Raw genomic sequence first — 15,488 nt, forward strand, 5'->3', positions numbered from 1 at the left:
TCACTGACAGGATAAATCCATCCGATCATGTGAGGGGCATGAAGGTGAACGGTAGCAGGTCCCAGGAGAGAATTGATCCGTCCTCCGTTCCAAACCATACCGAAATCGTGGTTATCGGTGGCGGCATCGTCGGTGTCACCGCGGCCATTCATTTGGCGGAACGCGGCATCCCGGTCGTTCTGTGCGAAAAGGGGCGCATAGCCGGCGAGCAGTCCTCGCGAAACTGGGGTTGGATCCGCAAGACGGGACGCGACCTTCGAGAGTTGCCGTTGATGATCGAAAGCGCAAGGTTGTGGGCGCGGATCGTCCCGCAGCTCGACACGGACATCGGCTATGGCGTGCGCGGCACCACCTATCTCGCGGAAAATGACGCCGAGTTCGAACCTCATGAGGCGTGGCACGAGGCAGCAAAACCCTTTCAGCTCGACACGATGCTCCTGTCTTCAGCCGAGACGGATCGGTTTCTAGGGCGCGGTGACCGCCGCTTCCGGGGCGCCATCCACACGCCCTCGGATGCGACGGCGGAGCCCTCGCTGGCAGTGCCGGCAATGGCCCGTTATGCGAAGAAATGCGGCGTTACCATTCTTGAAAACTGCGCGGTTCGCATGGTGGAAAGAGCCAATGGGGCGGTCGTCGGCGTCGTCACCGAACACGGTGAGATTGCATGCAAGTCGGTCATTCTGGCCGGCGGCGTGTGGTCGCGCACGTTCCTTGAAAATCTTGGGCTGAATCTGCCGCAGCTTGCGGTCAAGTCATCTGTTTTGCGAACTAGCCCCGCGCCGGAGATCGTATCCGGCGGCCTGGGTGCGGCGCGTGCTTCCGTGCGCAGGCGGCTGGATGGCGGTTACACGATAGCGCGCAGCGGCGCGGCCGAGTTTCAGCTCATTCCGGCGGCGTTCCGCCATTTTGGCGCTTTTCTGCCCGTGTTGCGGGATCGCTGGCGCATCATGACAATCAGGGCCGGGCGCGATTTCTTCGGCCCGCTCGGAACGGCCCGTTGGCAGGCCGATGAAGAAACACCTTTCGAGCGTGTCCGCGTCTTCGATCCGAAGCCTGACCCGAGGCTCATCAACAGGGTAATAAATGCGGCGCGAGAGCTGCATCCGCAACTCGCCGATGCCCGACCGGTTGAAACCTGGGGCGGGATGATCGACGTCATGCCAGACGAAATTCCTGTTCTGGATTCACCGCCGGGATGGCAGGGGCTCCTGATCGCAACAGGGCTTTCGGGGCATGGTTTCGGGATTGGGCCGGGCGCAGGCCTGCTTGCCGCGCAGATGACGACAGGCGAAACGCCGGTGGTGGATCCGAAACCGTTCAGCCTCTCCAGGTTCTCAAGGAGAGCGGCGGCATGAGCGCACCCGATGTCCTTGTCATTGGAGCAGGTATAACCGGCGCCGTGGCGGCCCTTGAGCTTGCGGAGATGGGCGCGCGGGTGGAAGTGGTCGATCGGTATGGCCCTGCTGCCATGGCATCCGGTTGGACACTGGCTGGTGTGCGGCAGTCGGGCCGGCATCCAGCCGAGCTCCCGCTGGCGCGGGCTGCGGTGGCCCGCTGGCAGGAACTCGATCACAGGCTGGAAGCCAAGACCCATTACCGGCAGGAGGGAAATCTGCGTCTGGCGCGCAGTGAAGCCGAAGTGGAAACGATTAAGGCGCTGGTTGCCGATCAGAAGAAGGCGGGGCTCGACATAAGTTTTTTGGCCGACAACAGCGCGGTCCGCGCCATGGTGCCGGCCCTTTCGGCATCTGTGCTGGCAGCTTCCTGGTGTCCAACGGATGGTCACGCCGATCCGGTTGCCACGGTGAACGCCTATCTCCGGCTGGCGGAGCGAAAAGGGGCGAGAATATCGACCGGAGAAATTGTCCAGCGTCTGGTGGTGGACGGAGCGAATGTCAGTGGTGCCGTTACCCAGAACAGGGAGATTTCGGCCGGCGCAGTCCTTGCGGCCCCAGGCATCCTGGTCAATCGGCTTCTGGAACCGCTCGGTCACGCCGTCCCGTTGCAGCATCCGCTTGTCACCGTTCTGCGAAGTGCGGCCTGCGAACCGATGGTTGCTCCGGTGCTCGGCGTTGCCAACGCGAATATGGCTGTGCGTCAGGAAGCTGGTGGCCAGCTAAGGGCGACGAGTGGCGCAGATGTCTGGCAGGGCAGACTTGATGAACTGGACGGAAAGCCCGTGGCGCGGACCTCCATGGGCAAGATCCGGGAGACGATCTCCCGCATCTCCCAAGTTCTTCCAGCCTTCGCTGATGCGGAGATAGAGAGCGTTTGGGGCGGGGTACTTGATCTCACTCCGGACGCTTTGCCGGTCATTGATAGCGTTCCCGGCTTCGACAATCTGGTGGTTGCTGCAGGGTTCTCCGGTCATGGTTTCGGGATCGGCCCGATAAGCGGCCTGCTGGCAGCGCAGCTTGTCCTGAAGCGGCGACCAGAGTTGGATGTCAGTGCCTTTCGTTTTGGGCGTTTCTCGAACCTTTCTTCGAAGGAGCAAGCAGCACTGACATTGCATGGCTGAGAGGGAACAGATGAGGGGAGACAAAAGTGCTTGATCCAGCAGGGCGTGTGGTGATGGTTTCCGGTGCCAGCCGGGGGATTGGCAGGGCGCTGGTGGAGACGCTGCACGCCAAGGGATACGCGGTGAGTGCGGGCGCGCGGGATGCGGCGTCGCTGGAGGCCGCTTTCACCCACCTTGCTGGAGACCGGCTGCTCTGCGCCCGGTATGAAGCAGGCGACCGGCAGACACATGCCGACTGGCTTTCGGCGACGCTGGGAAAATTCGGCCGCCTCGATGCTCTGGTCAACAACGCAGGCACCTCCAACACATTTTCCATCGAAAGCGGCGAAGAAACCGATCTTGATGCACTCTGGACGATCAATGTGAAGGGGCCTCTTTTCCTCACCCGTGCCTGCCTTCCGCATCTCAAGGCGTCTGGAAGCGGACGCATCGTCAATGTGGTCTCGCTTTCGGGAAAGCGGGTCCGCAACGAAAACATCGCCTACAATATGACGAAGCATGCCATGATGGCGCTGACACACGGCACGCGCCGCATCGGCTGGGAGCATGGCGTGCGCGCAACCGCGCTTTGCCCGAGCTTCGTTGCAACCGATCTCACCGCGGGCGTCACGAAGGTGGCGCGCGAGGAGATGATAGAGCCCGGCGACCTTGCCGAGCTTGCTGCGACTGCGATCGCCCTGCCGAACACGGCGGCGATGGCCGAAATGCTGGTGAATTGCCGGCTCGAAGACACGCTTTAGGGAGCACGTCACGACAGATCGAAACTCGAAGAGGTGGAACCAATGAAAAGAACAATCGGAACGACACTGATAAGCCTGCTGATGGCAGGCAGCGCGCTTGCCGCGGGCGAGACCTTGAACATCGGCATGGGAAGCGCCGATGCGGGCAAGCTCGACCCGCATGTGGCAACATCCACACCCGACAAGGGCCTTTTGCACTGGATGTTCAACGGCCTTGTGCGGATCAAGCCTGGTGAGGCAAGCCCTGCCAATATTGAACCCGACATCGCGGAAAGCTGGACGGCGTCGGAGGACGGACTGACCTGGACCTTCAAGCTGCGCGAGGATGTGGAGTGCCACGGAGATTACGGCGCGCTTGACGCTGAAGATGTCGTTTATTCGCTCAATCGCTCGGCAAATGCGGATGTCTCGGCCTTCGCCAAGGACTACACAGCGTTCGACAGTGTCGAGGCAACGGGTGACTACGAAGTCACGATCAAACTTAAGAACCCGGTTCCAAGCCTCCTTGGCATGCTCGTGCCCTATCATGGTGGCAACATCGTCTGTAAGGACGCGGTCGAGGCACTGGGTGCGGATTTCGAACGCACGCCCATCGGCACCGGGCCCTTCATGTTCGAGGAATACCAGCCGCAGCAATATGTGAAGCTTGTGGCCAATCCCGAATATTTCCGCGGCGAACCCAAGATCAAGGAAATCTACTACCGCTACATCCCCTCGGATGCTTCGCGTGACCTGGCGTTCCAGTCGGGTGAGATCGATATGATCTACGGCAAGCAGGATCAGACCTGGGTCGAGCGCATTTCGAAAATTCCCGGCACGAAAGTGGCGGTGATGAAGCCTGGCGAAATGTCCGTCATCCATCTCAACATGACGATGCCGCCGCTTGACGATGTTCGTGTCCGCCGCGCCATTGCCCATGCGGTCAACCGTGATGCGATGGTTCAGTTCAAGGGACCGGACGTGACGCTGGCCGCGGTATCGCCCGTGCCGGAAGGCTATCTCGGCTTCACCGATGATGTGCCGACTTACGAATATTCCATCGAGAAGGCCAAGGCGCTTCTTGCTGAAGCGGGCCACCCCGATGGCGTGACGATCAAGGCGATCCACACAACGCTTCCAGGGATGATCACCACGATGGAAGCCATTCAGGCTCTTCTGCGTGAGGCGGACATCAATCTTGAGATCGAGACCGTCGAGCACGCGACCTTCCACGAGCAGATCCGCAAGGATTTGAGCCAGGTGACCCACTATTCGGCAGCGCGCTTCCCTGTTGCCGACACCTATCTGACTCAGTTCTTCCACTCCGATTCCATCGTCGGTACACCGACGGCGGTGACCAATTTCTCCCATTGTGCTGTGGCGGATGAGGAGATCACCGGTGCCCGTGTGGCGACGGATCCGGAGAAGCAGCTTGAACTGTGGGCGGAAGCACAGCGCAAGATCATGGATGAGGTCTGCGCCATTCCGATTGTGCAGAGCCTCCAGCTCTGGGCGTGGAAAGACACGCTTGATCTCGGCGTGGAAGTCAACGGTTCGCTCAATCTGAGCCCGCCGGTGACCGAAGCAGCCCACTTCACCGAATAGGGAACGGTATCGCGCCGATCCCGATGACCCGGCCCGCCTCTTGCCTGTATCCATTTGGCAAGGGGCGGAGCGTCGCCGGTTTGGCTTCGGCGCACCGAAAGGTGCCATGACAGCATTCGTCCTCAAACGGCTTGGCTTCGCGGTCATCACGCTCTTTGCCGTTCTGACCATCGTGTTTTTCATCGTCCGCATTCTTCCGGGCGATCCGGCGATGGCGATCCTTGGTGACCAGGCCAGCCAGGAAGCGCTGGTTGCTCTGCGTGCCCGGCTCGGCCTCGATCAGCCGCTTTATGTACAATATGTCCAGTTCCTCGGAGGCGTGATCGTCGGAGACTGGGGTGTCTCCATGGTCTCTGGCCGACCGGTCATTCAAGAAATTCTGAAGGTCCTCCCTGCGACCCTTGAGCTGACGATCGTATCGCTCATCCTCGGCGCTGTGGTGGGTATTCCGCTCGGTGTCTGGTCCGCGGTCCGGCGCAACAAGCTTCCGGATTACATCACCCGTATGGCATCGCTGCTCGGGCTTTCCTTCCCGGCCTTCGTTTCGGCGGTTCTTCTGCTACTGGTTTTCGCCATCCAGCTCCGGTGGTTCCCGGTGATCAGTTCGGGGCAGGGCACGACATTGGGCGAGCGCCTGCGCGATCTCGCGCTGCCTGCAATCAATCTCGGCCTCATCATGGCCGCCTACATCACCCGTGTGGCGCGGTCAGCCATGCTGGAGGTGCTCAATCAGGACTATGTGCGAACGGCCTATGCCAAGGGGCTGGCCTTTGCCACCATCATCTGGCGCCACTGCCTGCGCAACGCGATGATCCCGGTCGTCACGGTCGTCGGTCTCTATCTCGGGATTCTGATCGGCAATTCGGTTCTGACCGAAATCGTCTTCAATCGTCCGGGGCTCGGCAAGCTCATCATCGGTGCGCTCAACCAGCGCGACTACACCATGCTGCAGGGCATGATGGTGATCTACACGCTCATCGTCGTTCTCGTGAACCTGTTGACCGACCTGACCTATGGTCTGATCGACCCGAGGATCAAGTACTCATGACACAGGCTACAACAACCTCCCTCTCCCGCGTTGCCTATCTGCGCAGCGCGCTCGCCGCCACCGGCAGTGGCCTCCTGAAGGCTTTTAATGCCAACAAGACGTCCTGGGTCGGCCTCGGTGTTTTCCTGATCGTCGCCGCCTTGGCCATCCTGGCGCCCTGGATTGCGCCCTATGATCCGCTTGATCAGAACATCCTGTTTCGCCTTAAGCCGCCATCGGCCGAGCACTGGTTCGGGACGGATTATTACGGCCGCGATACGCTCTCCCGCATTCTTTGGGGCGCGCGCATCTCGCTTGCCATCGGTCTGCTTGCCATCGGTTCGGCCATGATCCTCGGTACGCTCATCGGCATGATCGCCGGCTATTACGGGGGGCGCACCGATATCATCATCATGCAGATCATGGATGTGCTTCTGGCCTTCCCCTCGCTGATCCTCGGCCTCATTGTTGTTGCCATGCTCGGGCCTTCCATCGCCAATCTGGTGATCGCGATCGCGCTGACGGCCATCCCGCCCTTTGCCCGCATCGCACGCGCACCCACCATTGCGGTAAAGAACCGCGAATTCATAGAAGCCGGACGTGCGCTGGGCTACTCCGACTCACGCCTGATGTTCGGCCATATCCTGCCCAACATTGCGCCCGAGATCCTCGTCATGGGTTCGCTCTGGCTCGCCACGGCCATTCGCGTGGAGGCTTCGCTTGCCTTCATCGGCCTTGGTGTGGCCCCGCCGACCGCTACCTGGGGCGGCATGATCCGGGAGGGATTCGAGAACATTCTCGACAGCTTCTGGCTGGCCCTTTTTCCATCCATCGCCATCCTCATCGTCGTTTTCGCACTCAATCTGCTCGGTGATGGATTGCGCGATGCCATTGATCCGAGATTGCGGGGTGAAGAATGAGCACGCCCATCCTATCCATCAACGGGCTCACCACGTCCTTTCGCGTGGAGGGAAAATGGCTGCCGGTGGTGCGCAATGTCAGCTTCGATATCGGTCGCGGCGAGACGGTCGCCGTGGTCGGCGAATCCGGTTCCGGCAAGTCGGTTACCGCACTCTCCATCATGCGGCTCATCCAGCAGGGCATGGGGCGCATAGAGGGTTCGATCAGGCTTGATGGCCGTGAGCTCTTGACCCTTGACGAGGAAGCCATGCGCGACGTGCGCGGTGGCGAGATCGGCATGATCTTCCAGGAGCCCATGACGAGCCTCAACCCGGTTCTCACCGTCGGCTTCCAGGTGGCGGAAGCACTGCGCCGCCATCGGGGCATGGATGCTGCCCAGGCCGAGGCCGAGGTCCAACGCCTCTTCGAGCTTGTGCGCATACCGGATGGCAAGCGCCGCGCGAGCGAGCATCCGCACAGTTTTTCCGGCGGTATGCGCCAGCGTGTGATGATCGCCATGGCGCTTGCCTGCCAGCCCAAGCTTCTGATTGCTGACGAGCCGACAACGGCGCTCGACGTGACCATTCAGGCCCAGATTCTCGAGCTCATCCGCGAGCTTCAAAAAGACATCGGCATGTCGGTGATGTTCATCACCCACGATATGGGCGTGGTTGCCGAGATCGCCGACCGCGTCGTGGTGATGTTGAAAGGCGACAAGGTTGAGGAGGCGCCGGCAGCAGAGCTCTTTAACGCCCCGAAAGAGGGCTACACCAGAATGCTTTTGGGCGCAGTGCCCAAACTTGGCACACTGGCCAACACGCAGACACCGCGCCGTTTCCCGGCAATGGATCTCTCTGGCCCAGGTCCCGAGCCAGAAGGTGAACCGGACAATCGCGGCAAGCCTATTCTGCAAGTCGAGGGGCTGACGACACGTTTCGCGGTGCGGGGAGGCCTGCTTGGAGGGGTCAAGGGCCAGGTTCACGCGGTGGAGGATGTGTCGTTTTCGGTGCGCGCTGGCGAGACGCTGGCGCTGGTTGGTGAATCCGGCTGCGGAAAATCTACCACCGGTCGATCCATCCTGCGGCTGGTCGAGCCGGTCGCCGGTCGCGTTTCGTTTGAGGGCGAAAACCTGATGGATGCCGACCCGGCGAGCCTGCGTGCGGCGCGCCGACGCATGCAGATGATCTTTCAGGATCCCTATGGTTCGCTCAATCCCCGTCAGACGGTGGGATCCGCTATCGCCGAGCCGATCCGGGTGCACGGTCTCGGCAATCCCATGGAGGCGCAGGATAAGGTCGCCAGACTTCTGGACCTCGTTGGGCTCACCCCGGAGCACGCGCTGCGTTTCCCGCACGAGTTTTCAGGCGGTCAACGCCAGCGTGTCTGCATTGCCCGAGGACTTGCCCTTGAACCCAGCCTCATCGTTGCCGATGAATCGGTTTCAGCGCTCGATGCTTCGATCAAGGCGCAGGTGGTCAATCTCATGCTTGATCTGCAGCGCGAGCTAGGCTTGGCCTATCTGTTCATCAGCCATGATATCGCGGTCGTCGAAAGGGTCAGCCATCGCATTGCCGTGATGCTCCTCGGCGAGATCGTCGAGATCGGGCCACGCGACGCGGTCCTGTCCAATCCACGCCACCCATACACCCGCAAACTCATCGACGCGGTTCCGGTCCCCGATCCGGCGACACGCGGTCGCCGGCGCGGTCTTATCGCCGAGGAGTTGAAGAGCCCTGTGCGTCCGTTAGGCTGGGAGAGGCCCGCGCGCCGAATGCTGGAGGTGGGACCGGATCACTTTGTCATGGAGCATTAGTCCGCCATCACCCTACCGGATCATTCGGAATCTACTGTCCTCCGAGCGCGGCGTCGACGGCGTGGCCCAGTTTTTCGACGATCAGGTCGATGGTGTCCTGGTCGACATTGTAAGGCGGTGCCAGGAGAATGTGATCGCCGGAGGTCCCGTCGATCGTGCCGCTTCCCGGATAGATCATGAGGCCGATCTCCATGGCGCTTTTCTTGATCGCAGCGCCGATTTTCCGGCCGGATGAAAACGGCTCTTTCGTATCGCGATGCTCGACCAGTTCGATGGCCTGGAGCAGGCCGCGTCCCCGCACGTCGCCGATATGCGGATGGTTGCCGAACCGGGCAAGCAGTCGTTCGCGCAACTGATCCCCGCGCGCAATCACATTGTCGATGAGGGCATCGTCGTGAATGATCTGCTGAACGGCAAGTGCGGCAGCACACACCAGCGGATGGGCCGAATAGGTGTGCCCATGAACGAAGCTGCCGCTGCCACCGGTGATCGTCTCGTAGACATCCTTTGAGCACATGACGGCGGCAATGGGCTGGTATCCGCCGCCAAGACCCTTGGCCAGCGTCAGGATGTCGGGCGCCACATTTTCCTGCTCGCAGGCAAGAAAGCTGCCGGTTCTGCCGGAGCCGCACATCACCTCATCGAGAATGAGGAGCACGCCATAGCGGTTACAGATTTCCCGGATTTTCTGGAAATAGCCCTTTTCGGCGGCAACCGCGCCTGCGGTCGCACCGACGACTGTTTCAGCCAGGAAAGCGATGACGTTCTCAGGGCCGAGTTCTCTTATCTTGTCTTCAAGGAGGTTGGCAGCACGGTTTGCATAGTCATTCGCGCTCTCACCGGCATGGGCATAGCGATAGGCAAAGCAGGGCTCGATCTTGGGTTCTTCGAGCAGGAACGGCGCATAGGGTTTTCGCCGTGGCGGATTGCCCCCGACCGAGAGTGCTCCCAGCGTGTTGCCGTGGTAGCTCTGGTGTCTGGAGATCACCAGCCTGCGCGAGGGCTCGCCGCGCTCGACATGATACTGACGCGCCATCTTGATCGCCGCCTCGATGGCTTCGGAGCCGCTGCCGACGAGATAGACCTTGTCGAGGGGGAGCGGCGTCGCGGCGCACAGATGGTCGGCGAGTGCTTCGGCCGCATTGGAGGTGAAGAAGCTGGTATGCGCATAGCTGATCTGCGCCATCTGCTGCTGAATGGCTTCAAGAACACGCACATCGCCATGCCCGATGCAGGATACGGCAGCGCCGCCGCAGGCATCGATATAGCGCTTGCCGGTCTCGTCGGTGATGTAAGCGCCGCTCCCTCCAACAGCGACCGGGAGCGGGTTGCCGGGGGTGCGGTGAAAAACATGGGTCATTCGGATGTCTCTGTTATCGTGCGCGCCGGTGCGCGTGGTAGGAGCCGGAGGCGTAAAGCTGTTCTTCGATGGTGCCGATGCGCTCCATCGCCGTGTCCTGAAGCTCCGTGAGCATGGCGGCGGCAAGCCCTTCGACAACGCCGACAGCCGAAATCACGGACGGAAAGAAGGATGGGCTTTCGGCTGAAAAGAGCAGGCTGGTGAATGCATGGGGTTGCAATGGCGTGGCGCGGCTGTCGCTCAGCGAAACCAGTTTCGCGCCGGAGGAGCGGATGCCCTCGGCCACCATGTCGATCTCGCGCGCATAGGGCTGGAAGTTTATGGAGAGAACCGCATCGCGCTCCGTCAGCATGGCAAGGTCGGCCACCAGCGAAGATCCCTCACTGCCGAGAAGCTCCACATTGGGGCGCAGCATCTTGCAAAGATAGGTGAAGGTAAGCCCCGGCCCCCGGCAGCTCATGAAGGCGGCGACGTAAAGCCGCTCGGCATGAGCAAGTGTTTTTGCTGCAGCGGAGATGTCCGAGGTCGCATTGCTTTTCAGCGCATAGGCAAGGCTTGCCTCCTGCGCCTTGAAGGTCTCGGCCAGAAGGCCGCTACCCTTGTCCTGTTTCACCGCTTCCACGGCCTTGTCGGCATAGCGCGCGGGTCCGGTCCTGAAACTTTCGGCATAAACGGCACGCAATTGCGACCAGTCGGCGAAATCCAGCGTACGCGCCAGGCGCACGAGTGTGGCTGGTGCAACGCCGGCGCGGTTGGCGATTTCGCGCATGGAGAGCAGCACGACATCGTCCGGGTGATCGATCAGGTAGCGGGCTCCATCGGCAAGCCGGCGGGGCAGCGTTTCAATCTGCGAGATCATACGCTGTGTCAGCGCTTCAAGGTCTGTCATCTCTGCCATCCTTTTACCCGCTTATCAGGCTGGGCAACCACAAGACGGTTGCCGGAAATGCGATGAGTATGGCGACGGTCACCACATCGGCAAGCAGGAACCATCCCACGCCGCGGAAGACATCGCTGATGGACACTTTATCGGCGACCACGTTCTTGATGACGAAGACATTGAGACCCACCGGCGGTGTGATGAGCCCGATCTCCAGATATTTGGTGATCATGACGCCGGCATAGATCAGGCTGATGTCCGCGGTCTCGAAGATGGGCAGGAGAACCGGAAGGGTGAGCAGCATCACCCCGATGGGATCGAGGAACATGCCGAGCACGAGATAGATCAGCGAGACCGCGATGATGATCAGAAGCGGCGACATGTCCTCTCCGATCAGGCCCTGCACATAGTCGGGGAAGCCCGCAAAGGCGAAAAGCCGGGTCAGAAGCGCTGCGGCCACAGCAATGAGGAAGATTGCTGAGGTGGAGCGAATCGTCTCGAACGCAGCCGCTTTCAGCGCTTCCCAGGAAAGTGTGCGCTTGGCAAAGCCGATGGCGATGGAGGCAAGGGCACCGATGGCGCCTGCCTCGGTTGCGGAAAAAAGCCCGGCAAAGATGCCGCCGAACACGGTGATGACGAGCAGGAAGAGCGGCCATGTCTCGCCCAGAGCAAGAAACCGCTCGCGCCAGTCGACGCTGGTCTCACGCGGAGCAAGAGCCGGGTTGTGCCTGACACGAAGCAGGATCATCAGGCCGTACATGAGCGCGGTCAGAAGGCCGGGGATCACTGCACCGATGAAGAGCTCGCTGACGGGAACCTCGGCGAAAACGGCATAAAGAAGCAGAATGGTGCTTGGTGGGATGAGGGATCCCATCGTGCCGGCGGCAGCGATCGTGCCCACGGCAAGCTTGGCGTCGTATCCACGGTCGAGCATGGCCGGCACGGCGATCTTGCCCATGGCGGCTGCACAGGCGACAGAGGATCCGGTGACGGATGAAAAGAGCGCGGCCCCACCCACTGAAGAGATAGCGAGCCCGCCGGGCAGAAAGTTGAGCCAGGCGCGGGCGACACGGAAAAGCCCGTCTGTCAGACCGGCCGAAAAACACACATAGCCCATGAACAGGAACATGGGGATGGCGCTCAGGCTCCAATGGGCGGCGAAGGCATGGGGAACCGAGCGCATGACGCCCCAGGTCGCCCGTTCTCCCACAAGGAGATACATGCCGACGATTGCGACGAGGCCGAGCGCCGCTGCAACGGGAACGCGCAGCGCGAGGAGGATCATGAGCGCACCAAGCGCCCAGTAGACAAGGGTGATGCTATCCACGGTAAGGCCCTTACTGGTCGCTGTTTTGTGTCTGGGACGAAGCGGCACGCGAAACCGCGCCAGCAGCTCGGACAAGGCAGAGAAGTGCGGTCAGGAAACCCGCCACCGGCAGGAAGAAGCGCGGCGGCCATGTGATGACAGGGATCATGCCGACAATGAACTCGCCCTGACGATAGGCGCGCAGCGCCTGTTCAAACCCCGCATAGGCGATCAATGCCAGAAACGCGCCGAAGCAGATCAGCGCAAAGGCATCGAGCAATGCCTGTGCTTTTGGTCCCAGCCCCTGATAGAAAAGATCGACGGCAATGTTCTCGTTGCGCCATTCGACATTGAGCAACGGAAGAAAGATGAGTGCCGGCATCCACCAGTCCGACACGATCTCCAGTGTGGAGGGCATCGGCTTACCAAAGAGGTAACGGCCGCCGACATCCAGACAGATCTGGAACATCATGACGACGAGACACAGGCTGGCCAGAAACGCCAGCAGGCGGCCAATCCGGCCCAGAAAGAGATCGATGGTTTGCATGGTGGATCCCGGCTGATCAAAAGCGTGGGGCGGCACCCGCAAGGGCGCCGCCGTGAGGGGCTCAAAGGCCGTATTCGTTCTCGGAGAGCTTGTCGAAGATCTCCGTCTTCATGCGCTCTGCCAGGGCCTCGTCGGAAAGGCCGGATGCGGTGATCTCTTCCCACTTGGCCAAAGCCGCCTGATAGCTCTCGATCAGCGTTTGCGCGTCGTCGACGCCATAAACGTCCTTCGCCTTTGTCACGATGGCGGAAACGTCCTGGCTGTTGAAGCTGGCGATTTCGGCTTCAAGCGCCTCAGGCTTGTCCAGAACCTTCATGCCGTGATCGGCCGCCTCGGCTTTCGCTTCTTCGTTCTGCGCGACGTAGGCATTGGTCGTTGCAACGATGGCCTCGGCCATCTTGTCGAGCATGACGCGACGGTTCTCGGGGGTGAGCTCCGCCCAGCTGTCCTTGTTGAAGGCGAGAAGTGGCCCGGAATTGTAGACGCCGAAGCTGCCGAGCGTGATCGTGTCGGCAACGTCCCAGAGCGAGTGTGTTTTCAACGAAGCGGCGGGCTGCATGGCAACATCAATGACACCCTTGTCGAGGGCCTCATACATTTCCGAACTGGAGGTGTGGACGACCGTCGCGCCGGCCTCACCGATCCAGCGATCCCACGCGCCGCCGGGCGAACGAACCCGCTTGCCGGCGATGTCCGCCGTCTTGCCGATCTCGCTCTTGCTGATCAACGCATAGGGCGCGGTGGCATAGCTGCCGGTATAGACCACGTTCTGCTTGGAAAATTCTGCGATGCAGGGCGCGCAGTTCAACAGAGTGAACTCGGTGACCGCCGCCGCAACGGCAAGGGAGTTGCCGCTCAGCATGGCAAGCTCTGCCACAAGCTGGCTGGTGGGAAGCTGTGCCGGGTTGTAGGTGAGCGCGAGCACGGAAGCGTCGGCCACCCCATCGCCCAGTCCGGTCAGGGTTTCCTTGCCGCCCAGAAGCGCGCCGCCTGAGACGAGGTTGAAGGTCACTTCGCCATTGGATGCTTCGGCCACCGCCGGGAAATATGTTTCATAGCCAGCGAAAATCGTCGGGTGCGAAGGAGCGACCCAGGAGCTGACGGTGAGTTCGATCGCAGCGGCGCTGGCCGTGCTGGCGGCCAGAGCGAGAATGGCGGCGGTGATGGTTTTCTTCATGTTACCCTCTGATCTTTCAGGTTGAAGCGCTCCCGAGGCACATTTCGGAAGGGCAGTTTTGAAACGTCAGCCATGGCTGGCCCCAGCGTTTCGCAGGACTGGATGACGTCGAACCGGTTGCCGAATGCAGCCCGGAAATGATTTTTTGCCTTGGCGAGCAGCACGGGCACCTGATGGATCTCGATGCCGTGCAGATGGAAATAGGCGCTGTCATTGGGAGCCTGGCAGCCCGTGGTCACGATGACCCGAAGGTTCCCGATGCGCAGCAGAGCTGTCGGGCCGAGGTCCACCTTCATGCCCCGCTCCATGGCGTCCTCATTCTGAAAACGGCCATCGGTGATGCGCAGGACTTCGGCCCGGCAGGCGACCGGCTCTCCGAAGCGGGCGTCGAGCCTCGCGCCGAGGCTGATGTCGAGCTCTGCACCAACGCCTGACCGATGGGCGACTGCCACGATCTCCGGTGCGGCAAAAAACGCAAACACGCTGCCCTCTGGCAGTCCCGCATTCATCGCGGCTCTGAAGAGCCCTGGCGTGTCGCCAATGCCTCCGGAAAGGGGATTGTCGGCTGGCTCAAGGATCGCGACGCGACTTCCATCGGCCCACGGACGGCCTGCCAGCACCGCCTCAGCCGAGGGAAGATCAGGCTGAAAACGTGCCTGCGCGGCCTGCATGTAGCCGGCAGCATGATCCGCCAGAGCCTGCCCCTGATATTTGTCTTCGCATGTCACGAGAACGCCGGCATTGGCCTGCGGAACGTCGGCATAGGCGAAGCTGGCAAAGGGGTAGGCGACTGGAAAGAGAGACTTGCCGCCGATCTTGATGCCCGCCGCCCGCGCTTCGTTTTCGATGTCCAGCATGGGGCCGGGTCCATCGGTGTGCATGTTGAAGCTCGGCAGGATCTTGTCGATCGCCTTCAAGACCACATGGCTCTGCGCACCGTCCCTTATAATATGCGCCAGCATGTCCAGCGCGTCGCGCGCGGCCTCAGCCATGTCTATGTGAGGATAGGTCCGGTAAACGGTAGCGGCATCGAGCATGCCGGCAAGCTCCGGCGCGATGCAGGCATGCATGTCGAAGGAAGCGGCAATCGGCAAATCCGGGAAGCGGCGGCGAAGGCCCCCAACAAGCGTCGTTTCGGGATCCGGATCAATCGTGCCGATACAGGCGCCGTGAAGCGACAGGTACAGACCGTCGATGCCTTCCAGTGCCGGGTCTTCGGCGATCTCGGCCGTCAGCTGGTCGAGAAGTTCCTGATCCACGGGGCCTGCCGGAGCGGCCGAAGCGCAGCGCGAGAAAACCAGCTCAACGTCGTCGCGCAGCTCTGCCCAGGCAATTGCGCCGCCAGGTTCCGTTGCCGTGCCGCGATAATGCGCGATGCAGCCCTCGCCGCGACACCATTCCCGCGCCTCAAAATGCTCCAGTCGTGTCTGGGAAACCGAAAAGGAGTTCGCTTCGTGCCAAAGGCGAGCGATGCCGATACGCATACTTCATCCAACGAAAATAAAACAAATGTTCCGAGATATAAAAAATAATTGTTTTGTTTTGTCAACAGCGCTCACGCACTTGGCAGCCTGTAGAGACCATGCGGCCGGCAGGCTCGGCGAGTCGTCAGACGGGGCATGGAAAGAACGCCCAC

At 61.1% G+C, this 15,488-nt stretch carries 13 protein-coding genes; 7 read left to right on the top strand and 6 right to left on the bottom strand.

Annotated elements, in window-relative coordinates; all coding sequences use genetic code 11:
- Positions 1 to 38 precede the first annotated feature (38 nt).
- The 7 genes from KW403_RS10935 (at position 39) to KW403_RS10965 (ending at position 8,582) form a co-directional block, all read left to right on the top strand.
- Positions 39 to 1,355, top strand: a complete 1,317-nt coding sequence (locus KW403_RS10935; RefSeq protein WP_223019525.1) for an NAD(P)/FAD-dependent oxidoreductase — start codon at positions 39 to 41, stop codon at positions 1,353 to 1,355.
- The gene (locus KW403_RS10940; RefSeq protein WP_223019526.1) at positions 1,352 to 2,518 is read left to right on the top strand and encodes an NAD(P)/FAD-dependent oxidoreductase; all 1,167 of its coding nucleotides are present in this window, start codon (positions 1,352 to 1,354) and stop codon (positions 2,516 to 2,518) included. Before KW403_RS10935 ends, KW403_RS10940 begins: the two co-directional genes overlap by 4 nt.
- Before the next feature lie 26 nt (positions 2,519 to 2,544).
- Positions 2,545 to 3,258 (top strand): SDR family NAD(P)-dependent oxidoreductase, encoded by a 714-nt coding sequence (locus tag KW403_RS10945; RefSeq protein WP_246637747.1) that lies wholly within the window; start codon positions 2,545 to 2,547, stop codon positions 3,256 to 3,258.
- Between the two features lie 42 nt (positions 3,259 to 3,300).
- Positions 3,301 to 4,842 (top strand): ABC transporter substrate-binding protein, encoded by a 1,542-nt coding sequence (locus KW403_RS10950; protein ID WP_223019527.1) that lies wholly within the window; start codon positions 3,301 to 3,303, stop codon positions 4,840 to 4,842.
- Positions 4,843 to 4,948: 106 nt separating this feature from the next.
- A complete protein-coding gene (locus KW403_RS10955) occupies positions 4,949 to 5,890 on the top strand; it encodes an ABC transporter permease (protein WP_223019528.1) in 942 nt (313 codons plus the stop codon).
- The gene (locus tag KW403_RS10960) at positions 5,887 to 6,789 is read left to right on the top strand and encodes an ABC transporter permease (RefSeq protein WP_223019529.1); all 903 of its coding nucleotides are present in this window, start codon (positions 5,887 to 5,889) and stop codon (positions 6,787 to 6,789) included. Before KW403_RS10955 ends, KW403_RS10960 begins: the two co-directional genes overlap by 4 nt.
- Complete coding sequence (locus tag KW403_RS10965; protein ID WP_223019530.1) at positions 6,786 to 8,582, top strand: ABC transporter ATP-binding protein; 1,797 nt, start codon at positions 6,786 to 6,788, stop codon at positions 8,580 to 8,582. Before KW403_RS10960 ends, KW403_RS10965 begins: the two co-directional genes overlap by 4 nt.
- A gap of 31 nt (positions 8,583 to 8,613) precedes the next feature.
- Here KW403_RS10965 and KW403_RS10970 read toward each other — a convergent pair whose 3' ends face one another.
- The 6 genes from KW403_RS10970 to KW403_RS10995 all read right to left on the bottom strand — a co-directional run bounded on the left by KW403_RS10970 (position 8,614) and on the right by KW403_RS10995 (position 15,336).
- Positions 8,614 to 9,942 (bottom strand): aspartate aminotransferase family protein, encoded by a 1,329-nt coding sequence (locus tag KW403_RS10970; RefSeq protein ID WP_223019531.1) that lies wholly within the window; start codon positions 9,940 to 9,942, stop codon positions 8,614 to 8,616.
- A 13-nt stretch (positions 9,943 to 9,955) separates the two neighbouring features.
- Positions 9,956 to 10,831 carry a MurR/RpiR family transcriptional regulator gene (locus KW403_RS10975; protein ID WP_223019532.1) on the bottom strand — a complete coding sequence of 292 codons (876 nt, stop codon included), beginning with the start codon at positions 10,829 to 10,831 and terminating at the stop codon, positions 9,956 to 9,958.
- Between the two features lie 13 nt (positions 10,832 to 10,844).
- Positions 10,845 to 12,149: a TRAP transporter large permease gene (locus KW403_RS10980; protein ID WP_223019533.1), complete on the bottom strand. Its 1,305-nt coding sequence runs from the start codon at positions 12,147 to 12,149 to the stop codon at positions 10,845 to 10,847.
- Between the two features lie 10 nt (positions 12,150 to 12,159).
- Positions 12,160 to 12,675, bottom strand: coding sequence for a TRAP transporter small permease subunit (locus KW403_RS10985; RefSeq protein ID WP_223019534.1), 516 nt, complete (start codon positions 12,673 to 12,675; stop codon positions 12,160 to 12,162).
- Positions 12,676 to 12,736: 61 nt separating this feature from the next.
- Positions 12,737 to 13,852: a C4-dicarboxylate TRAP transporter substrate-binding protein gene (locus KW403_RS10990; RefSeq protein WP_223019535.1), complete on the bottom strand. Its 1,116-nt coding sequence runs from the start codon at positions 13,850 to 13,852 to the stop codon at positions 12,737 to 12,739.
- Positions 13,849 to 15,336 carry a M81 family metallopeptidase gene (locus KW403_RS10995; protein WP_223019536.1) on the bottom strand — a complete coding sequence of 496 codons (1,488 nt, stop codon included), beginning with the start codon at positions 15,334 to 15,336 and terminating at the stop codon, positions 13,849 to 13,851. Before KW403_RS10995 ends, KW403_RS10990 begins: the two co-directional genes overlap by 4 nt.
- Positions 15,337 to 15,488: the final 152 nt, after the last annotated feature.

It is taken from the genome of Nitratireductor kimnyeongensis, assembly GCF_019891395.1.
GTDB classification, from domain to species: Bacteria; Pseudomonadota; Alphaproteobacteria; order Rhizobiales; family Rhizobiaceae; genus Nitratireductor; species Nitratireductor kimnyeongensis.